Source organism: Acinetobacter sp. CY05, from assembly GCF_059515805.1.
On sequence record NZ_JCAKMW010000001.1, the window covers coordinates 339,647 to 359,999 of the forward strand.

Sequence of the window (20,353 nt, forward strand, 5' to 3'; positions counted from 1 at the left end):
CTGGATTGTGATTTGTTTATCGATTGGATAAAATCTGATCTAATATATATACAAATATATATACATGTGTATAATAATTAAAGTTTCGTCGGTTTTGGTGCATCAATATGCATACAACAGTAAAAAAATCTCCTCTTAATCTGTTATTGAATGCGGTGTTAGAGCCACGTGATGCCGATTTTTGGCTACAAAAAATTAACCCACTTTGGTCGGTAGAGCAGGCCTTGGGTAAAATTGTTCATAAAGATCAAACAGCACAAGATACTTTAAGTTTCACATTACAAGTCAATAAACACTTTAATATGGGTCAAGCAGGTCAACATCATCCTGTGTTTGTGGTGGTCAATGGGGTGCGTTATGAACGCAGCTATAGCCTAACGAAAATTGATGATCGACATGTCCTGCTCACGGTAAAAAAAGTCGCTGGTGGTAAGGTCAGCACATGGTTAACCCAACACGCAAAAGTGGGCGATATTTTAGAGTTAGGTCAACCTTTTGGTGAAATGACTTTGCCTAAAAGCACTGCACCTTTGGTGTTATTAGCAGCAGGCAGTGGCATCACGCCAATGTACAGCTTAGTGCAAAGCTTAGTACATACCCAGCAAATGACCGATCAGAAGGTAACGCTCTTGTATTGGGTCAAAACCCAAGCTGATGCGGCCTTTGTTGAGCAATTTCAAACGTGGGCACAGCAATACGTCAACTTTAATTTTGAACTGTTATGTACCCAAGAGGCGCCACAAGCTGAACGCTTAAATACACAGCATTTAGCATCGCTTGGCGAGATTCAACATGCCATTGTGTATGCCTGTGGGCCATCTGGTTTTGCCAAACAAGCACAACAGATGTTTGCAGAGGCGCATACCATTCATACTGAAGCATTTAGTATGAGCACTGAGTCAAGCGCTGAAACAGGTTTTGTTAATGTGACACTCACTCAATCGAATAAAGTTGTGACGATTCCTAAAGGTCAGTCAATTTTAGTGAGTCTTGAGCAACAAAATATTAAGCCAAAGCATGGTTGTCGCATGGGTATTTGTAATAAATGCGCATGTAACAAGGTTGAAGGCAGCACCAAAAATATTGTCAATGGTGGTCAAAATGCCGAACCTGGCAATTTATTAAAAATTTGTGTTAATTCCGCGCAGTCGGATCTAATTATTGATCTGTAATGGAGCCTAAAAATTATGAATATGCCCGTTAAAATCGAATATTTTAAAAATCCGAAAAACCGCGAATTAACTCAGGCGGAATTGGACAACTTGGCGCGTGAACTCGATGCCATTAAACAAGAAGTGTTGGATGATATTGGTGAAAAAGATGCCAAATACATCCGTAAAGTTTACTCAACCATTCGTTATACTTCAATTGCAGGACGTGCCTGCTTATTTGCAGGTTGGTTCCCACCAGCTTGGGTGTTAGGCACAGGCTTATTAGGTGTAGCCAAGATTCTAGAGAACATGGAGCTGGGTCATAACGTCATGCATGGTCAATACGACTGGATGAATGATCCAAAGTTCAATGGTCAGACTTATGAATGGGATATTGTAGGTACCGCAGATAACTGGCGTCAAACCCATAACTATAAACACCATACCTATACCAATATTAAAGGGATGGATGATGATATTGGTTATGGTTTAGTACGTTTGTTTCCAGAACAACGGTGGAAGCCAGGACATTTATTACAGCCTTTATATAGCATCCCATTTTGTACTTTGTTCCAATGGGGCGTGGCAATTCAGAACTTAGAAATTGGTAAAGTCTGGATGGGACGCAAGAGCAAACAACAACTTAAAGAAGAATGGCGTCCGCTGCAAAAGAAAATCTCTAAACAATTGTTTAAAGATTATGTCTTCTTCCCAGTGATTGCAGGTCCAGCGGCATTGCCTGTCCTGACAGGAAATATGGTGGCCAATGGTATTCGTAACGTTTGGACATTTAGTATTATTTTCTGTGGTCACTTTACCAAAGATGTAGAAGTGTTCCCAAAAAGTGTGATGCAAAATGAAAGCCGTGGTCATTGGTATATGCGCCAAATTCGTGGTTCATCAAACCTCACTGGTTCAGAAGCGTTCCATATTTTAACAGGTCACTTAAGTCATCAGATTGAACATCATTTGTTCCCTGATGTACCGGCACGTCGTTATCGCCAAATGGCACCAAAAGTAGAAGCAGTATGTGAAAAATATGGCTTAAACTACAACAATGCTAGTTTAGTGAAACAATATGGCAGCGTGTTAAAACGTATTGTGAAATACGCGTTCCCATTTAAAAAATAAGCTTGCTATGACTTGCGAGTAAAAACCACCCAATTGGGTGGTTTTTTATGCTGATTTTAACCCTAAAGGTGGTAAATCTAGATCTCGTCCAAGCATAAACGGGTAGTCGGCAAGCGCCAGCAAAGCTTCGTCTTCATGACTATTGCCATAGGCATAAATATTCGCAAACTGAGTTAAATCATAAGTTGCTTGTACGCGCAGGCTTTTTTGTTCCCCGCTACAATCAGGGGTTTGATAATGCCCAGTAAATTTGCCTTGTACAATCTGTGGTTGGGTGCAGATTAAATCAATATCTAAATAATCACAGAGGGGCTTTAGGTAGAGATCCAAAGAAGCAGAAACCAACGCCACGCGATCACCCTGCGCCTGATGGGCTTTTAAACGAATTAACATTTGACTATCTAAATGTTTGATCAATTGCTCAGCGTATTCAGTGGCAATTTTCTGGAGAAAGGCCGCATCTTGATCTTTAAACATATGATAAAACAATGTTTGCCGCATTTGATCGGCAGGGTAACACTGTAAATAATAAGCTTGAATTTTAGGTAAAATTTTAATCCCTTGCCGCACAATATGGCGTTTTTTTAAGGCGTAAAAAATAAAGCCGGTAAAACTGTCTTGGCAGCATAAGGTGCCATCAAAATCAAACAGGGCTAAATTTTGATACGTTTGGCACGTTGCATACATGTTTCATAGCGTCCATTTACGCGGCTCGCAAACCAATTGGTATTATAATCACGGCTCAGTTTAGGCCCTGAAATCACGACTTCTGGCATCACCGCATACATTGGGTCTTTACCAGTTTTTTCCTGATACAAACGTGTGATTTCCTTATAAGTTGCTGTGTCTTCAAATTTCTTGTCTTTTTCTTTCTTTAAGTCAGAACGAATTTGGCGTGGTGTGATCAGTACTTTTTCCACAGCAAATAGATTAATTAAAGCGGTCTCAGACTGACTTTTTTGGGGGCGCTCAGAACCATCTTTGCTGTAAAGCAGTAAGTCGCCATCTAAATCAAGATCAATCTCGGCCACGCTATTTAACATTTTCTGAAAGGCGGCATTACGACTTGAATACATGCCCGAGTTATAGTCGGCAAAGCGATAAATGGCACGGTCATAGTCGGTTGGATACATCATCAACCGGTGAATACCATAATATAAGCCGCCATATTGGCTATACAGGTCAGTGCGTAACTCTGCCATATTGCCCCCTTGGCGTTTATGCTCTTTGGCATAACTAATATGCACTTGCATAGAACCTAAGGTGGTAATGGGATTCATTTTTTCGCCAATATCTTGACCCACCAATTTTGCGGCGCCGGTTAAGGCACTGACATGGTAATGCTTGGACATATAGTCAAAAATTTCACGATATAATTCATCTAATTCACGCTCAGTTTTGACTTTACGCATTTGGCTTAAATAATTATTGTCAGGGGTAGGTTGGTTACGTAGCACATCTTGGAAGTAACCTGCCACTGTACCGCCAATCTTTTCACCTAATTTTTCAGTAAACTTTTCTTCTAAACGATCTTCAACTTCCTTGACTGCTTTCACCCCTAAACCTGCGACTTGTGGATCAGCCACAAAGTTAGATTCTTGATCCACCACTGCAATAATACTACACACATTATCTTTGGTTTGAGGAATGCCAAATTGCTCAGTAATATCATAAATGTCTTTTGCCCAAGTGTCGCGTTGATTGACTCGGTTTGGGATGAGCTTTTGAATTTGTTCAGTATTTAAAGTTGGCTCATCTTGATTATTCCACCAAGCGCTATCACCGCAGGCAGTTAAACTCAAACTAAGGGTTGTTATAACAAGAGGGAGATAAGCGTTTTTCATAACCATAAACACGCAGTAAACAGGTGAGCTCAAAAGGTAGATGCAGTATACTCACAATATCGTAAAAGTTAAGAATATATATGTATATTGGTCCTTATCAACTGTCAAATAATTTGATCGTTGCACCGATGGCAGGGGTGACGGATCGACCTTTCCGTACCTTATGTAAATATTTTGGCGCAGGGCATGCGGTCAGTGAAATGATGACCTCAGACAAGACCTTGCGTATGAGCAAGAAAAGCTTATATCGTGCCAATTTTGATGGTGAATTAGCACCGATCTCTGCGCAAATTGCCGGTTCTGACCCGCAGGATTTAGCAGAAGCTGCACGTTATCAAGTGGCCAATGGCGCGCAAATTGTTGACATTAATATGGGCTGCCCAGCTAAAAAAGTCTGTAATAAGCTGGCAGGTTCGGCTTTATTGCAAGATGAAGATTTAGTCGCGCGTATTTTAGATGCGGTGGTGGCGGCAGTGGATGTTCCTGTAACCTTAAAAACCCGCCTTGGCTATTTAAATGGTCAAGAAAATATTATGCGTGTAGCCAAACGTGCTGAAGAAGCAGGCATTGCGGCTTTGGCTTTACATGGGCGTACTCGTGAAGATATGTATTTAAATACAGCACGTTATAGTCTGATTAAAGATGTTAAAAGCATGCTGAGTATTCCAGTCATTGCCAATGGCGACATCGATAGCCCAGAAAAAGCCAAATATGTGTTGGATTATACTGGTGCTGATGCGGTGATGATTGGACGTGCTGCACAAGGCCGACCGTGGATTTTTCGTGAAATTGCTCATTATTTAGCAACAGGTGAGCACTTGGCTGCACCTTCTATTGCAGAAGTGCAACAGGTCTTGCTAGGTCATTTAAGCGAATTGTACGAATTTTATGGTGAATATTCAGGTTGTCGTATTTCCCGTAAACATATTGCTTGGTATACCAAAGGTTTACGTTCAGGTAATGAATTTCGGCAAAATATGTATAAGGTTGAAAGTACAACCGATCAATTTAAAGTGGTCGAAGACTACTTTAATCAGTTGCTTGCCCATGGTGAAATCATGAGTGATGTACAAGTGGAAGCTGTAGATTTACTGCAACCTTAACGATTTAAAAGCAAAAAAACCGCCCTTGAAAGGCGGTTTTTTAATGTACTGCGTTAAGGTGTTGCTACAGTCTCTACTGGCGCTACAGGTTGTTTTTGCGACTTATTTTGCAAGACATCCGCACCAAATCCAACCACTACTAAAAAAACTAATACATAGCCCACAATTTTTCCCCAAAAAATAAGCGAGCTGATATTAAACTAAAATGTGTGAGGTAGCTTCATTTCGAGTACAACAAGATTAATTAAATCGGCGGGTTCTAAAGCTCGAATTTGTGCCACACGTGTGCCTGCCCAAAAGGCAGCAAAATCATGCTGATCATGCTCAGCCGCAATACTATTTAATTGTTTTGCTAAATCATAGGCATAGGGGTAAGGGGCGACGTTTGGTCGTTGTGGATGATCGATTTGAGTATGCCAATGATTAATTAAACCGCGAGCAGGACGTCCTGAAATGCTGCTGGTGATTTGTGTAACAGGTTGTTTAAATAAAGCTGCCCGATAGGCTGCATTAGCATTTGAGCTTTTACATTGAATAAAAGCCGTGCCCATTTGCACTGCACTGGCACCTAGATTTAACATTTTTGCTGCATGTTGCCCATTCATAATGCCACCCGCCGCGACAATGGGTAGGCTGCAATGTGCGGTTAATAGTTGCACCAAATCTTTGGTGGTAATGGCGCTGTCGAGATGTTGGTTGAAAATACCACGATGTCCACCAGCTTCAATGCCTTGGGCAATAATCACATCAATCCCTGCCGCTTCAATAGCTTGGGCTTCGATTAAATTGGTGGCAGATACCATCGTCACAATGCCAGCGGCTTTTAAGGCCTGAATTTGGTGTGCATGTGGAATACCAAAATGAAAACTCACTGCTTGAGGGTGCGTTTCTAAGACCACTTTTAAATAATCATCATTGTCTAAAAAGCTTGGATAAATACAACTGAGTTGTTGCGGGGGGTGTACCTGATATTTTTGAAAAAAAGGCGCCATATAGTCACGCCATGCTTGTGCCTGTGCAGCGTCGAGTGCTTGAGTTTGATGACAAAAGAAATTGACTTGAAAGGGACGGTCGGTGAGTGCTTGGGTAGCTAAAATTTGCTGTAATGCTTGTGCTGGGGTATTTGCACCTAAACCTAAGGCACCTAAACCACCCGCATTGGAAACTTCCGCTGCCAATTGTGGGGTAGTCACGCCTGCCATGGGGGCCAGAAATATGGGATGTTGTAACTGTAATAATTGTTGTAAAGGCATATCAAAGCTCCTGTCTTCAGGCTTACTTTGCCAAGTTTGCCTGCATTAAGCAACGCATATGACAGACAAAATAACCAACATCACCGCTTTAAATACTAAAGTCAGCACCATAAAAAAAGCCCATCGAAATGGGCTTTTTACTTAGCAACCTGTTAATTTTTCAGGTTGTGGTTTTTCATCTGGAAAGAAGATTGGGCGTAGTTTGACACCTACACCATTACCAATAAAGGCAAAGATCAGCCATAACCAACCGTGTAAACTGCCTGAAGCAATACCACTAAAATAAGCACCAATATTACAGCCGTATGCCAAACGTGCACCATAGCCCAATAAAATACCGCCCACAATTGCGGCAATTAAGGAACGTGCTGGAATATTAAAATTAGGTGCAAATTTACCCGCAAGACTTGCTGCCAACAAAGCACCCAGCATAATGCCAAAGTTCATCATGGAGGTGATGTCAAACCATAATGAATTGGCTAAGGCTTTGGCATTGCTTGGTTGTTGCCAGTAATCCCATACGCTTACATCCACACCTACCAGCATGGCAGCTTTAGCACCCCAAACCGCCAAGGCAGAGGTCACGCCCCATGGACGACCTGCTAAGGCTAATGTGGCAAAGTTAAGCACAGTTAAAATTAAACCGCCCCAAATCAAAGGCCAAGGCCCTTGTAAGAAGCGTTTAAATCCTTGATGTTGGCTTTGTGGTTCAATTTCTAAACTGCCATGGCGTTTTTTCTCTACCCATACGGTCGCCAAAGCAATTAAGGCAAACAGCACAAAGTTCAGCAATAATGCAGGCATCACCCCAAGACTGGTGACCATAGACATTGGTCCTAAACTTGGTAGAGCAAACCACCACTCGAGATGGCTGGTCGCAATTAACGAACCAAAACAGAAAAATACCAAGGTCACTAGCATACGTGAGCTACCACCGCCAACGGTATACAAGGTCCCCGAGGCACAGCCGCCGCCCAATTGCATACCAATACCAAAGATAAAGGCACCAATCATCACCGACATAGACACAGGGTTGACGTTGCCTTTAACGGGATTACCAAATAGCTCGCCTGCACCTAAGGCTGGGAAGAACAATAATACCGCTACGGTCAGCATAATCATTTGCGCACGCAAACCACGGCCACGGCCTTGTTTAATAAAGACACGCCAGCTTGAGGTAAAACCAAATGAAGCATGATAAAGCGTCATCCCTAAGGCGCCGCCAATTAAAAATAGTAGGGCTTGGTTTAAGCCTACAAATTGATAGGCACCTAAGGTCCCTAGCACTAAGAAAATACTCGCCACCCAAATCGAAATATTCGAACGATTGGCTGGAGCTGCAACAATAGACATGAAATATACAAACAACAGCGAACAATAGCGCTGCATTGTAATGCAATCTTATAATTAAATATTATATATAGAGTGATAGTGTCTTTAATGTTGTTGAGAATAACTAATTTAATATATAAGTTAAATTTATATATAACTCTTATTCAGCATCAAAAAACGCCTCAACAGAGGCGTTTTTGAAGCATAAGTGGTTATTACTGTGCTTTTTCTTTTACATTGGCAGCACCTTGCTCAACGGCTGCGGCAGTGGCAGCAGTGGCATCCTTCGCTGCTTCTTTAGCATTATGTGCCGCAGCTTCTGCATTGGCCGCTGCATTTTGTGCAGCACGTTCAGTTGACTCAGCGGCATTATCAACCGCAGTTGCAGTGGCATTCGCTGCATTTTGGCTCGCATCTTTTACATCATGTGCGGCTTGATCAGCTGCATTTTCTAGATGTTGACCTGTAGTTGCACCTGTTTCTGGCGCTTTTTCTTTGCTACAACCGACTAAAGCAACAGTAGCAGCTAAACCTAATGCAACGAGTAATTTATTCATTCTATATTCCTTTTAATTATCTGTCCGACAACGGCCCACAGGCAATATATGCTGAAAAACTATAAAAATAAAGATGATGAATTGTTGAACAAATGTAAAAAAGGCCGAGTGTTTGCACACTCGACCTTATACAGTTTAAGGTGAATTATTGTCCAGAACGGATAATATAATCAAACGCAGACAGCGATGCTTTAGCGCCTTCACCTGTGGCAATGATGATTTGCTTGTAAGGCACTGTGGTACAGTCACCTGCTGCAAATACACCTTTGACATTGGTTTCATTGCGTTCGTTAATCACAATTTCACCACGGTTTGAAAGTTCTACAGCCGTTTCTTTTAAGAAATCCGTGTTTGGTAACAAACCAATTTGTACAAAGATCCCTGCAAGCTCAACAGTGTGTTCAACATCAGTGGCACGGTCTTTGTATTTTAGTGCAGTTACTTGTGAACCATCACCCACCACTTCGGTAGACAAGGCATTTTTGATCACAGTTGTGTTTGGCAAACTGTTCAATTTATCTTGAAGCACTTGGTCAGCACGCAGTTTGGTATCAAACTCAACAAGCGTTACATGCTCAACAATACCTGCTAAGTCAATCGCGGCTTCTACACCTGAGTTACCACCACCAATCACCGCAACACGTTTGCCTTTAAAGAGCGGGCCGTCACAGTGTGGGCAGTAGGCCACACCACGGGTTTTGTATTCTTGCTCACCCGGTACATTCATTTCTCTCCAACGTGCACCTGTAGATAAGATGACAGTTTTCGATTCAAGTTTGGCACCGTTTTCAAGTGTTACTTCAACTAAACCGTTGGCAGTCTCGTCAGCACCTTTAATGTTAGCTACACGTTGCAAGTTCATGATGTCCACGCCGTATTCACGAACGTGTGCTTCCATTTCTGCTGCAAACTTTGGACCTTGGGTTTTTTGAATCGAAGTGTAGTTTTCGATGTCCATGGTATCCATGACCTGACCACCCATGCGCTCCGCCACGATACCGGTTTTAATCCCTTTACGTGCAGCATAGATCGCAGAGGTATTGCCCGCAGGGCCGCCACCAATCACCAAGACATCAAAAGCATCTTTAGCATTTAACTTTTCAGCATCTTTAGCCGCAGAGTTGGTATCTAATTTTGCAACAATCTCTTCCAAAGTCATACGACCTTGACCAATGTGTTGGTTGTCTTGGAATACCATCGGTACCGCCATGATTTTGCGTTCTTCTACTTCGTCTTGGAAGAATGCACCATCAATCATGGTGGCTGTTGTGCCTGGGTTATAAATAGCAATCAGGTTTAATGCTTGAACCACGTCAGGGCAGTTATGGCAGCTTAAAGATACAAACACATCAAAGTCAGATTGTACGCCTAAGTCCTTAATTGAAGCTAAAACTTCATCAGACACTTTAGGTGCATAACCAGAGGTTTGTAGCAACGCTAGAATCAACGAGGTGAACTCATGGCCCATTGGAAGGCCGGCAAAGAATACCCGCGGCGCTTCACCTGCTTTGGCAATACCAAAGCTTGGGACACGTTTGTTTTGACCATCAAAACGTGCAGTCACCAAGTTGGATAATGCCGCAACTTCTTCAACCAATTCTTTGATTTTGGCTGATTTATCTGAATCATCTAGGGCTGCAACCAATTCGATTGGGCCTTCAAGGCGTTCTAATAAAGCTTTTAATTGCGCTTGAGTATTTTGATCTAACATTGCTAACGTCTCCAAAGGAGTAAATATTTATTTGATGAAACAATCATAAAATAGATCTATAAATAGATAAAACGGTTAGTTTTTATAAATATGATCGGAAAAATAGATTTAAAAATCGTTTCATCAACAATTTCATAAGTCTATATGGGGGATTTATGTTAAGTTTCAAGTAAAGCAGCAGCGACTCATTTATGTTAATTTAATCGCTTTATTTCAAAAGAGCAGTGATTTTATGCAATTACAGCGTGGTATTTACCAGCATTATAAAGGCAAGCACTACCAAGTTTTTCATGTGGCGAGCCATAGTGAAACACAAGAACAATTGGTGGTGTACCAATGTTTATATGGGGATTATTCGATGTGGGTGCGCCCACTGGAGATGTTTTTAGAAGATGTCGAGATAGAGGGGCACGTTATGCCACGTTTTAAATTGATTCAAGCATTATAAGTCCATATATAGGATAGAGCAGTCAAAACCAGTACCTATAGTGATATGTAGAGCGATTGCCACAGTCCAACGGTCACCACAGGCTTTAAACCAACGATGGGGCAACATGTACGAGATTGCTGCCATAAGCGTGAATATAGGGCGAAAGCTGACATTCACGCTGTTTTATAAGGGGATACTGGCGATTTGGCTTAGAGCAAACTGACTTTAGTAAAATGCACATCATATTCTAAATATTTGTGTACGAAAGCGGCTTTATCACTACGACGTAATAAATTGGCATAGACAAATTTAGGTACAGAGTAATACAGCTCTGCTGAGCCATTGTCATAAAAAATATGTAAATGCCGAGACGTCGAATTATATCTCCATGACGTGACTCTAAGTGCTACTCCCATAGGCAACTCCTTATTCACAAAGGTTTTTTCTATCATTATTATGTTGCGGCTTATTTGAAATTACTTGAATTAGCCGCTTTTCTATATAGCAGTATTGTAAACTGCTACATTCAAGTTGCTATGCCAAATTTATGCCAAACAGCAGCACAAAAGTGCTGTAGCTTCATCAACAATTCGAGGCTGTGGGGCAGATGAAAAAAGTAACAATTGTGTGGTGTAGTCGCGTTAAAAACTCAATTAAAATTCAGCAAAATAACAATGATTGAGAATGAAAATGCAATTATTTGAATGTTCTAACTGCCATCAACCAGTGTATTTTGATAATAATTATTGTACGGCTTGTCAGCATGTTTTAGGCTTTGATGCCAAGCAAATGCAGATGGTCGCCTTACACTACTCAGAACAAGATCACAGCCTGAGTGAACCCAACAGTCAAACTCGTTATAAATTTTGTCAAAATAAACAGTATCAGGTGTGTAATTGGTTATTGGCAGAGACAGACCCAGCGCAATTTTGTCTTGCTTGTGCACTTAATCGAGTAATTCCTGATTTGAGCGAGCCTGAATATCGTCAGCGTTGGCATAAAATTGAACTGGCTAAACATCGCTTAGTGTATGCTTTATTGCGTTGGCAATTACCACTGGAAAATAAAATCCAAAATCCACAGCAGGGTTTGGCCTTTGACTTTAAAGCCGACCCAAATTGTCCTCATGAACCTAAAGTCATGACAGGACATGATAATGGCTTGATTACCTTAAATATTGCTGAGGCTGATGATGTGGAACGTGCCATGGCGCGTCACAATATGGATGAAGTGTATCGTACCTTACTTGGGCATTTTCGCCATGAAATCGGGCATTATTATTGGGATGTATTGGTCGATGGCACAGCATTTTTGGAGCCGTGTCGGGCATTATTTGGCGATGAACGCATGGATTATCAGCAAGCGCTAGATCGTCATTATCATCAAGGGCCGCCAAGTGATTGGATGCAACATTATATTAGCCCTTATGCCACCATGCATCCTTGGGAAGATTGGGCGGAAACATGGGCGCATTATTTACATATTGTCGATGTGCTTGAAACAGCAGATTCTTTTGGGATGCAAATTCGCCCTCAAGTGGTACAGCAGCAACAAGACCATTTAATGCATTTGGCTGTAAAGAAAAATCCTTATTATAATCAAAGTTTTGATGAGATTTATCAAGCTTGGCTGCCAATTTCCTTTGCCATGAATAGCTTAAATCGCAGTATGGGACAAGAGGATTTTTATCCCTTTGTCATTAACCTTGAAGTACAAAATAAATTAAGATTTATTCATGAAGTGATTCAAGCCACAGCACAAAAAGCACACCAAGCAGCTTAAACTAAACATAACCACCACGCTAAGTGCGTGGTTTTTTTAGAGCGTTTGGCATTGTGCCACTTTAGAAGACGCTTGATTATGAGCACCTAGCGGGGCAATACGGTTATGCACGCACAATAATGCTTGGCTGCGATTATGCTCGAGTTGAATGACGCCGAGATTATTTTGTAAATCAATCTCTCCTGCAACTTGATTGCGTTTTAACATGATCTCACGTCCTGCGGCCAACTGAATGTTGCCTGCAACATGGGTTTCTTCAATTTGTATACCACTAAAATAGGCATCAGCTTGAATATTGCCACTGACTTGGCTGCGTTTTAATACCAAACTGCCATGTTGCTTGATCTCAATATTGCCGTTAATTTTAGCATTGTCTAAGATACATTTTTTTTCGACCACCAGATCAGCATTGATATTTTTATTGCGCAATTGACCTTGGCAAATCAGCGTGTCAGCAAAGCTTGGTAAGGCAATGAAGCACAAGAAAATAGCGGTAAATTTATGCATGATAAAGCCCTAAACGATATTTGGCTATATTTTGCCCTATTAATACTATAAAGATAAGTTTTGATAGATGAAAAGACATAAAAAAACCACGCTAACAGCGTGGTTTTTTTGAATCAGTTTGATCTAATCAAGATTAGATTTTACCAACTAAGTCGATTGAAGGCGCAAGAGTTGCGTCGCCTTCTTTCCATTTAGCAGGGCAAACTTCGCCTGGGTGAGCGTGTACGTATTGAGCCGCTTTCACTTTACGAAGAAGTTCTTGCGCGTCACGGCCGATACCACCCGCGTTGATTTCAACGATTTGGATTTTACCTTCTGGATCGATAACGAAAGTACCACGGTCAGCAAGACCAGCAGCTTCAATTAATACTTCGAAGTTTTTAGATAAAGTCCAAGTTGGATCGCCGATTAATGGGTATTGGATTTTACCAATTACGTCAGAAGTGTCGTGCCAAGCTTTGTGAGTGAAGTGAGTGTCAGTAGATACACCGTAGATTTCCACGCCTAATTTTTGGAATTCAGCGTAGTTGTCCGCAAGGTCACCAAGCTCAGTTGGGCAAACAAAAGTAAAGTCAGCTGGGTAGAAGAATACTACAGACCATTTGCCTTTAAGATCAGCTTCTGATAATTCAACGAATTGACCGTTGTGGTACGCAGTTGCGTTAAATGGTTTAACTTCAGTATTAATTAAGCTCATCATTGTCTCCATGATTGAGGTTTGTAATTTGATTTCCATAAGCATATAGAAATTAAGCGGCTTGCTAAAACAGAATTTTTGCATGAATAAAATCGGAAAATCCGAATTGAAGCCACAAAAGTCTGTTTCAAACCAGTAAACCTGCTATATAAATTAGTACAACAGATATAGTTTGCAAAGCTGTTAAAAACGTGGGGATGCGATTAAAAAATTCAAGGGCAACTACACAAAAAAGTCCAAAATATTCAAAAGTCTTATGCTTTCCCCAAATGCGATAACAGCGTAAAATAGCGCGCTATTGTGAGCTTTAGGAATACTTTTCAGTGCAGCGAGATTTAAATGTAGAACAGTTGGTGATGGCGCGTGACCTTCATCGTTTAAATCGACTACGTAAAGGAAAGGATGCCAATCAAGAACAATATCAGGCACTTTGGGATCAGTCACATGCCAAAGTGTTACAGCGCGTTGAGCGTTTGCCTCATATTCGCCTCAATCAAGATTTACCTGTTACCCAATATGTCGATAAATTAATCGATGCGATTAATCAGCATCAAGTGATTATTGTCGCAGGTGAAACGGGTTCTGGTAAAACAACACAATTACCGCAAATTGCGATGCTGGCAGGGCGCGGTTTAACTGGTCTCATTGGTCATACTCAGCCGCGACGTTTGGCGGCGCGCAGTGTCTCGCAGCGTATTGCTGAAGAAGTCGGTGAAAAACTCGGTGAATCGATTTCATTTAAAGTGCGTTTTAATGAACAAGGTTCGCAAGATTCTATTGTGCGTTTAATGACCGATGGTATTTTGCTCGCAGAATTAGCAAATGACCGTTTTCTCACCAAATATGACACCATTATTATCGATGAAGCGCATGAACGTTCGCTGAATATCGACTTTATTATGGGCTACTTAAAGCAGTTGTTGCCACGTCGTAAAGATTTAAAAGTCATCATTACTTCGGCAACTTTAGATGTTAATCGCTTTAGCAATTACTTTAATGGCGCACCAATTTTTGAAGTTGAAGGACGTAGTTTCCCTGTTGAGGTGCGTTATCGCCCAGTGTCTGAGCTGCCTGTTGGCGGCAGTGATGATGACGAATTTGATGATTTTGAAGAAAATCTACCGCGTGCGGTGGTTGCGGCTGTAGAAGAATGTTTTGCGGATGCACAAGCCAAAGGGCATCCTGAACATGCCGATATTTTGGTCTTTGCCTCAACCGAACAAGAAATTCGTGAGTTGCAAGAAACCTTACAAAAATATGGCCCACGGCATACCGAAATTTTACCGCTGTATGCCCGTTTGGCCTTAGCGGAACAACAAAAAATCTTTAATCCATCGGGTGGTGGGCGTCGTATTATTATTGCCACCAACGTGGCAGAAACTGCGTTAACTGTACCGAATATTCGTTATGTCATTGACAGTGGTTTTGCGCGTATTTCACGTTATAACTACCGCTCTCGCGTGCAACGATTACCGATTGAAGCCATTTCGCAAGCCGCAGCCAATCAGCGTAAAGGGCGCTGTGGTCGTATTGCGCCGGGTGTGTGTATTCGCTTGTATTCTGAGGAAGATTTTTTAAGTCGTCCTGAATTTACCGAACCGGAAATTAAACGTACCAACTTGGCATCGGTGATTTTACAGATGCAAAGTTTAGGTTTTGGTGACTTGGAAGACTTTGATTTTATCGAGCCACCAGATTTACGTTTAGTCAATGACGGTCGTAAGTTGCTGATTGAACTGGGCGCGATGACGGAGAAAGTTAATCCCCCTAAAGTGGCTGACAAAAAGCAGTCAGCCACTTTAGGGGGATTAACCAAAATCGGTCAACAAATGGCAAAAATGCCGATTGACCCACGCCTTGCCCGTATGATTTTAGGTGGCGCGCATTTTGGTGTGCTTAATGAAGTCTTGGTAATTGTGGCTGCGCTTGCGGTACAAGACCCACGTGAACGTCCTGCCGATAAACAAATGCAAGCCGATCAAAAGCATGCTTTATTCCGTGAAGCCGATTCTGACTTTTTATTCTATTTAAAACTGTGGGAAACGCTGCACGCCAATCGTGAAAGTATGAGCGAAAATAAGCGGCGTAACTTTGCGCGTCAGCATTTCTTAAGTTGGTTACGCTTACGTGAATGGAAAAAAACCCACGAACAATTGGTGGATTTAGCCCAAGGTTTAAAACTGTCGTTTAACCCGAAAAAAGCCAATTACGAAAATCTACATCGTGCTTTACTGACCGGTTTATTGTCATTTATTGCCAATAAAACCGATGAGCGCAATGTATTTATGGCGGTGCGTCAGCAAAAAGCACGTATTTTCCCTGCTTCAACCCTGCATAAAACCAATACGCCTTGGGTCATGGCCTTTGAGATGGTGGAAACTTCGCAAGTGTATTTACGTACCTTAGCGAAGATTGAACCTGAATGGATTTTACTGGCTGCAGGTGACTTGCTTAAACATCATTATTTTGAACCGCATTGGTCGAAAAAAGCCGGTATCGTGAATGCCTATGATCAAATCTCGCTGTTTGGTTTAATTATTGAACCACGTCGCTTGATGAACTATGAAAAAGTCGATCAGGCCGCAGCGCATGAGATTTTCTTACGTGATGCCTTAACCACAGGTAACTTAGGCATTACCCCGCCATTTTTAAAGCATAACCTACTCAAACTTGAAGAAGTTGAGCGTGTTGAAGACAAATTACGTCGTCGTGATTTGGTGGTGGATGAAGAAACCATTTATCAATTTTATGCCGAAAAAGTACCTACAGACGTTGCTAGTCGTCGTAGCTTTGAAGATTGGCGTGCCACAGTTGAGCCTAAACAGCCGCGTTACTTATTTGTTGAGGATGATGCACTGTGGCTCAATGACCGTCCAACCACGCAGCAATTCCCAGATTATTTACATAATGGCAGCTTGCGTTTAGCCGCCAGTTATCGTTTTGATCCAAGTCATAATCAAGATGGCGCTACGGTCAAAATTCCTCTACAAGCCTTAGCCCAAGTGGATGAAAATATTTGGTCATGGGGGATTCCAGGTTGGCGTCAAGATTTAATTGAAGCGCTACTCAAGACACTACCTAAAGATAAACGTCGTAATTTAGTGCCAATCCCTGATACCGCACGTAAGCTTATGCAACGTGTGGATGCGCTACATTTACGCGAACATATTTTAACTTTCTTAAGTTTCCAATTGCGCGGCGAGCAGGTCACAGCGCATGACTTTAATCTTGAGCGTATAGATCAATATCTATTGCCTTTTATTCAAGTGATTGATGAAAAAGGTCGTGTGATTGAGCAAGGGCGTGACTTAAACGAACTTAAAGCTCGTTGCCGAGCAGAGACGCATAGCCCAGTGAAACAGCTCAAAGGTGAGTTTAAAACTTTCCCTGAGCAATTTGTGTTTGAGGCTTCTCAAAAAGTTACGGGTGTTATTGTCAAACAATACCAAGCTTTGGTCGCTACGAAAGATTTTGCGGCATTAGAGCAAAAAGATGAATCGGGTGTGGTGATTCAAACCTTCAATGATCAGTTGGAGGCCATTAAGCAGCATCGCCAAGGGGTGATTCGTCTGGTGCATATGCAACTCGGTGATCTTATTCGTCAGCTAAAAAAACAAATTTCTAAACCTTTGGCATTGGCTTATTCACCACTTGGCGATAAAGCTAAACTTGAGCAAATGTTGGTCTATGCCACTTTAGAAATGGCGATTACCGATTTACCTGTCAATGCCGCTGAGTTTGAAACTTTGCTGCAACAGGTGAAAAAGACCTTTTTAACGCATGGACAAACTGCACTACAGGTCATGTCGGAAATTTATATTCAGTGGCAAGAGATTCGTCGTCGTTTAAGTGGCTTAAATGACGCCGTATTTGGCAAAAGTATGGATGACATTGAAGATCAACTTGATCTTATGTCATTGGCTAACTTTGTCTATATTAAGCCATCCGATGTATGGCTTGAGTTTCCACGTTACTTAAAAGCGCTGATCATGCGCCTTGAACGTTTGCCAAATAATTTACAAAGGGATGATTCTGCCATTGATCAAGTTGACCCTTGGATGGAAAAATTGTTCACTTTTAAAAATGACCCGCGCCTAAAAGAGCTCTACTTTATGGTCGAGGAGCTGCGCATCTCATTGTTTTCTCAACCGATGAAAACCAAGATGCCAATTTCAGCCAATCGTCTACAAAAAGTTTGGGAACGTTTAGGAATCCGTTAATATACTCACCATTTTTCCATAGGAGTTTTACATGGGCATCCGTATTACAGGTACAGGTTTATATACACCTGCTGAAACCATCACGAACGAAGAGTTAGTTCAAAGTTTAAATGCTTATGTAGAACGTTATAACACTGAAAACGCAGCTCAAATTGCCGCGGGTGAACTTGAAGAGCTGCGTACTTCGAGTGCAGAATTTATTGAAAAAGCATCAGGCATTAAAAGCCGTTATGTGGCAGAAAAGTCAGGTATTTTAGATATCGACACTATGCGTCCACGTTTAACTGAACGTCCAAATGAAGAAATTTCATTACAAGCGGAATGGGGCGTGGCAGCAGCCAAACAAGCGATGGACAATGCAGGTGTCACTGCTGAAGACATCGATGTAGTAATTATGGCATGTTCACAATTACAACGTGGTTATCCAGCACTTGCGATTGAAATCCAATCTGAATTGGGGATTCAAGGCTATGGCTACGATATGAACGTGGCATGTTCAGCAGCAACCTTTGGTTTAAAGCAAGCCTATGACGCGATCAAATGTGGCGCGCGCCGTGTGTTGTTGGTGAACGTTGAAATTACATCAGGTCAGTTGGATTATACTTCACGTGATTCACACTTTATTTTTGGTGATGTGGCCATGGCGTCTATCATTGAAGAGACAGACAGCAAAACTGGTTTTGAAATTTTAGATACCTATCTCTACACCCAGTTCTCAAACAACATTCGCAATAACTTTGGTTATTTAAACCCAGCTGAACAAGCGACAGGTAAAGGCTTATTGTTCCGTCAAGACGGACGTAAAGTATTTAAAGAAGTTTGTCCGTTAGTTGCAAAAACCATTAAAAACCAAGTGGAGAAAAACAACTTAACCCCTGAACACATCAAACGTTTCTGGTTGCACCAAGCCAATGTCAACATGAACGAATTGATTTTAAAATATGTTGCAGGTAAAGAAGCGCCAATTGAACGTGCGCCAATTATCCTCGATGAATTTGCCAATACGTCATCTGCCGGCGTAATGATTGCGTTGCATAAAACTGGTCATGAAGTCAACGACGGTGAATACGGCGTATTGTGTTCATTTGGTGCGGGCTACTCAGTAGGCTCAATCTTAGTGAAAAAAGTTGTGGTTTAAGTTTTAAATTGCACATAAAAAAGGCGCTGAATGCGCCTTTTTTATTTATGAAAATACTGGTGGTGTATAAGTTAAAGTACGACCTAAGAACCACAGTAAAAACAGCACCAATGGAATATGGAAAATCAGTTGGGTCACGGTAAAACCAATCACATCTTTGGCTTTAATTTTTAAAATACCCAGCATGGGTAACATAAAAAATGGGTTAATTAAGTTGGGCAGGGCTTCTGCCGCATTATAAATTTGTACCGACCAGCCCAAATGCACTTTTAAGTCATTGGCAGCTTGCATGACATAGGGTGCTTCAATAATCCATTTGCCACCGCCTGAAGGAATAAAGAAACCTAAAATAGCTGAGTAAACCCCCATGACAATGGCAAAGGTTTCTTGCGAGGCAATGGAAACAAAAAACTCAGCAATATAATGCGAAAGTGATAAATCTTGCGCGTTATGGGCATTGGTCATCATAAAGGCGATGCTGCCATACAAAGGAAATTGGATTAAAACCCCAGATACAGCAGGAACGGCTTTTGTCACCGCATTTAAAAAATTACGTGGTGTGCCATGCAGGGCAATGCCCAGCATTAAGAAAATAAAATTATAAGTATTAAGGCTGGAGATCGCCAAAATCGGGTTACTTTTGCTAAATTCATTGACCATCCATACCACACCCAAAATTACAATTAAAATACTTAATAAAGGTGAGTTTTCTAACCAATCACCGGGGCGTTTAGGAGCTTGCGGATCAACAGGCTTTTCTTCATCAAGTTGAATATCAAAATGCTCTATGGTTTTAATGTGTTGGCCTTTAGGTGCAGACCAAAAAGCGATGGCGATAGAGGCAACAATCAGCACTGCGGTCATAATCATCGATTGCGGTAAAAAGATGGTTTCGGTAAAGGGAATCACGCCAGTTAAGTTATAAATCGGTTCGGGTAGACTGGCTTTATTGGCTTGAATTTGTGCAGCTGATGAACTAATGCCCAGTGCCCATGTGGCGCCCATACCAATAATCGCGGCGGCTGCCGCAGCACGGTAGTCCATATTCAGCTCTTTACGTTGCGCTAAGGCAATCACCAATAGAGCAGTCAGAACAGTACTCATCGCCCAATTGACTAAAGAAATAAGCAAACTGACCGTGGCCACCAAGACAATTGCCCCGCGACCTGAATGAGGAAGACGAGCCAGTATGCGAATTAGCGCTTGTACGGGTTTAGACACCGATACTACATAGCCCACTACAATCAGCATACACATTTGTAAGGTAAACGGAATCAGGCTCCAAAAGCCATCGCCAAAAGAGAGCGCCACGGACTGTGCCGGAGCACCTATGAAAATTGCGGCAAGGGCGACAATCACCACGCCAAGGAGGGCAAAAATATAGGAGTCAGGAAACCATTTTTCTGACCAATCACTGACGCGAAGCGCAAAGCGCTGCATAAAATTTTGTTGTTCCATCTTTATATTCCATGCTGTTTTTTTAATTAAAAAAGCCCT

The 20,353-nt window shown here is 41.7% G+C and carries 18 protein-coding genes; 7 read left to right on the forward strand and 11 right to left on the reverse strand.

Translation table 11 applies throughout. From position 1 onward, the window contains the following. Window positions 1-107 precede the first annotated feature (107 nt). Window positions 108-1,172 (forward strand): ferredoxin reductase, encoded by a 1,065-nt coding sequence (locus tag AC5YCD_RS01850; RefSeq protein ID WP_496128418.1) that lies wholly within the window; start codon window positions 108-110, stop codon window positions 1,170-1,172. A 15-nt stretch (window positions 1,173-1,187) separates the two neighbouring features. Continuing rightward, complete coding sequence (locus AC5YCD_RS01855) at window positions 1,188-2,282, forward strand: fatty acid desaturase family protein (RefSeq protein WP_496128419.1); 1,095 nt, start codon at window positions 1,188-1,190, stop codon at window positions 2,280-2,282. A gap of 45 nt (window positions 2,283-2,327) precedes the next feature. On the opposite strand, the gene AC5YCD_RS01860 is transcribed toward AC5YCD_RS01855, so the two are convergent. Continuing rightward, window positions 2,328-2,969 carry an HAD-IB family phosphatase gene (locus tag AC5YCD_RS01860; protein ID WP_496128420.1) on the reverse strand — a complete coding sequence of 214 codons (642 nt, stop codon included), beginning with the start codon at window positions 2,967-2,969 and terminating at the stop codon, window positions 2,328-2,330. After that, entirely contained in the window at window positions 2,936-4,132 is a 1,197-nt protein-coding gene (locus AC5YCD_RS01865) for a DUF1615 family protein (protein WP_496128421.1), read from the reverse strand. The genes AC5YCD_RS01860 and AC5YCD_RS01865 overlap by 34 nt, the downstream gene beginning before the upstream one ends. A 74-nt stretch (window positions 4,133-4,206) precedes the next feature. On the opposite strand from AC5YCD_RS01865, the gene dusB reads away from it, so the two are divergent. Next, window positions 4,207-5,229 (forward strand): tRNA dihydrouridine synthase DusB, encoded by a 1,023-nt coding sequence (dusB, locus tag AC5YCD_RS01870; protein ID WP_496128422.1) that lies wholly within the window; start codon window positions 4,207-4,209, stop codon window positions 5,227-5,229. Between the two features lie 200 nt (window positions 5,230-5,429). Here dusB and AC5YCD_RS01875 read toward each other — a convergent pair whose 3' ends face one another. The 4 genes from AC5YCD_RS01875 to ahpF form a co-directional block, all read right to left on the reverse strand. Beyond that, the gene (locus AC5YCD_RS01875; protein ID WP_496128423.1) at window positions 5,430-6,482 is read right to left on the reverse strand and encodes an NAD(P)H-dependent flavin oxidoreductase; all 1,053 of its coding nucleotides are present in this window, start codon (window positions 6,480-6,482) and stop codon (window positions 5,430-5,432) included. Between the two features lie 141 nt (window positions 6,483-6,623). Beyond that, on the reverse strand, window positions 6,624-7,835 hold the full coding sequence (locus AC5YCD_RS01880; RefSeq protein WP_496128424.1) for a YeeE/YedE family protein: 1,212 nt from the start codon (window positions 7,833-7,835) through the stop codon (window positions 6,624-6,626). Between the two features lie 194 nt (window positions 7,836-8,029). Next, window positions 8,030-8,371, reverse strand: coding sequence for a hypothetical protein (locus tag AC5YCD_RS01885; protein WP_496128425.1), 342 nt, complete (start codon window positions 8,369-8,371; stop codon window positions 8,030-8,032). Between the two features lie 145 nt (window positions 8,372-8,516). Next, window positions 8,517-10,082, reverse strand: coding sequence for an alkyl hydroperoxide reductase subunit F (ahpF, locus tag AC5YCD_RS01890; RefSeq protein WP_496128426.1), 1,566 nt, complete (start codon window positions 10,080-10,082; stop codon window positions 8,517-8,519). Window positions 10,083-10,314: 232 nt separating this feature from the next. Between ahpF and AC5YCD_RS01895 the strand changes: the two genes are divergently transcribed. Beyond that, window positions 10,315-10,530: a DUF1653 domain-containing protein gene (locus tag AC5YCD_RS01895; RefSeq protein ID WP_496128427.1), complete on the forward strand. Its 216-nt coding sequence runs from the start codon at window positions 10,315-10,317 to the stop codon at window positions 10,528-10,530. On the opposite strand, the gene AC5YCD_RS01900 is transcribed toward AC5YCD_RS01895, so the two are convergent. Next, window positions 10,525-10,656, reverse strand: a complete 132-nt coding sequence (locus AC5YCD_RS01900) for a hypothetical protein (RefSeq protein ID WP_496128428.1) — start codon at window positions 10,654-10,656, stop codon at window positions 10,525-10,527. The two genes, AC5YCD_RS01895 and AC5YCD_RS01900, sit on opposite strands and share 6 nt — an antisense overlap. A 65-nt stretch (window positions 10,657-10,721) precedes the next feature. After that, window positions 10,722-10,928: a KTSC domain-containing protein gene (locus tag AC5YCD_RS01905; RefSeq protein WP_496128429.1), complete on the reverse strand. Its 207-nt coding sequence runs from the start codon at window positions 10,926-10,928 to the stop codon at window positions 10,722-10,724. A gap of 268 nt (window positions 10,929-11,196) precedes the next feature. Here AC5YCD_RS01905 and AC5YCD_RS01910 point away from each other — a divergent pair, with 268 nt between their 5' ends. Further along, complete coding sequence (locus AC5YCD_RS01910) at window positions 11,197-12,294, forward strand: zinc-binding metallopeptidase family protein (protein WP_496128430.1); 1,098 nt, start codon at window positions 11,197-11,199, stop codon at window positions 12,292-12,294. 36 nt (window positions 12,295-12,330) lie between these two features. Here AC5YCD_RS01910 and AC5YCD_RS01915 read toward each other — a convergent pair whose 3' ends face one another. Further along, entirely contained in the window at window positions 12,331-12,801 is a 471-nt protein-coding gene (locus AC5YCD_RS01915) for a hypothetical protein (RefSeq protein WP_496128431.1), read from the reverse strand. Window positions 12,802-12,934: 133 nt separating this feature from the next. After that, window positions 12,935-13,498 carry an alkyl hydroperoxide reductase subunit C gene (gene ahpC, locus AC5YCD_RS01920; RefSeq protein WP_122898761.1) on the reverse strand — a complete coding sequence of 188 codons (564 nt, stop codon included), beginning with the start codon at window positions 13,496-13,498 and terminating at the stop codon, window positions 12,935-12,937. 323 nt (window positions 13,499-13,821) lie between these two features. Here ahpC and hrpA point away from each other — a divergent pair, with 323 nt between their 5' ends. Together hrpA and AC5YCD_RS01930 are read left to right on the forward strand one after the other, a co-directional pair. Further along, window positions 13,822-17,718 carry an ATP-dependent RNA helicase HrpA gene (gene hrpA / locus AC5YCD_RS01925; protein WP_496128432.1) on the forward strand — a complete coding sequence of 1,299 codons (3,897 nt, stop codon included), beginning with the start codon at window positions 13,822-13,824 and terminating at the stop codon, window positions 17,716-17,718. A 31-nt stretch (window positions 17,719-17,749) separates the two neighbouring features. After that, window positions 17,750-18,856, forward strand: a complete 1,107-nt coding sequence (locus AC5YCD_RS01930) for a beta-ketoacyl-ACP synthase III (RefSeq protein WP_496128433.1) — start codon at window positions 17,750-17,752, stop codon at window positions 18,854-18,856. A gap of 45 nt (window positions 18,857-18,901) precedes the next feature. Here AC5YCD_RS01930 and AC5YCD_RS01935 read toward each other — a convergent pair whose 3' ends face one another. After that, window positions 18,902-20,314 (reverse strand): short-chain fatty acid transporter, encoded by a 1,413-nt coding sequence (locus AC5YCD_RS01935; protein ID WP_496128434.1) that lies wholly within the window; start codon window positions 20,312-20,314, stop codon window positions 18,902-18,904. Window positions 20,315-20,353 lie beyond the last annotated feature (39 nt).

Coding starts and splice junctions, on each gene's coding strand:
- AC5YCD_RS01850 (WP_496128418.1), top strand. CDS start 108: ATGCATACAACAGTAAAAAAATCTCCTCTTAATCTGTTATTGAATGCG.
- AC5YCD_RS01855 (WP_496128419.1), top strand. CDS start 1,188: ATGAATATGCCCGTTAAAATCGAATATTTTAAAAATCCGAAAAACCGC.
- AC5YCD_RS01860 (WP_496128420.1), bottom strand. CDS start 2,969: ATGTATGCAACGTGCCAAACGTATCAAAATTTAGCCCTGTTTGATTTT.
- AC5YCD_RS01865 (WP_496128421.1), bottom strand. CDS start 4,132: ATGGTTATGAAAAACGCTTATCTCCCTCTTGTTATAACAACCCTTAGT.
- dusB (WP_496128422.1), top strand. CDS start 4,207: ATGTATATTGGTCCTTATCAACTGTCAAATAATTTGATCGTTGCACCG.
- AC5YCD_RS01875 (WP_496128423.1), bottom strand. CDS start 6,482: ATGCCTTTACAACAATTATTACAGTTACAACATCCCATATTTCTGGCC.
- AC5YCD_RS01880 (WP_496128424.1), bottom strand. CDS start 7,835: ATGTCTATTGTTGCAGCTCCAGCCAATCGTTCGAATATTTCGATTTGG.
- AC5YCD_RS01885 (WP_496128425.1), bottom strand. CDS start 8,371: ATGAATAAATTACTCGTTGCATTAGGTTTAGCTGCTACTGTTGCTTTA.
- ahpF (WP_496128426.1), bottom strand. CDS start 10,082: ATGTTAGATCAAAATACTCAAGCGCAATTAAAAGCTTTATTAGAACGC.
- AC5YCD_RS01895 (WP_496128427.1), top strand. CDS start 10,315: ATGCAATTACAGCGTGGTATTTACCAGCATTATAAAGGCAAGCACTAC.
- AC5YCD_RS01900 (WP_496128428.1), bottom strand. CDS start 10,656: ATGGCAGCAATCTCGTACATGTTGCCCCATCGTTGGTTTAAAGCCTGT.
- AC5YCD_RS01905 (WP_496128429.1), bottom strand. CDS start 10,928: ATGGGAGTAGCACTTAGAGTCACGTCATGGAGATATAATTCGACGTCT.
- AC5YCD_RS01910 (WP_496128430.1), top strand. CDS start 11,197: ATGAAAATGCAATTATTTGAATGTTCTAACTGCCATCAACCAGTGTAT.
- AC5YCD_RS01915 (WP_496128431.1), bottom strand. CDS start 12,801: ATGCATAAATTTACCGCTATTTTCTTGTGCTTCATTGCCTTACCAAGC.
- ahpC (WP_122898761.1), bottom strand. CDS start 13,498: ATGAGCTTAATTAATACTGAAGTTAAACCATTTAACGCAACTGCGTAC.
- AC5YCD_RS01930 (WP_496128433.1), top strand. CDS start 17,750: ATGGGCATCCGTATTACAGGTACAGGTTTATATACACCTGCTGAAACC.
- AC5YCD_RS01935 (WP_496128434.1), bottom strand. CDS start 20,314: ATGGAACAACAAAATTTTATGCAGCGCTTTGCGCTTCGCGTCAGTGAT.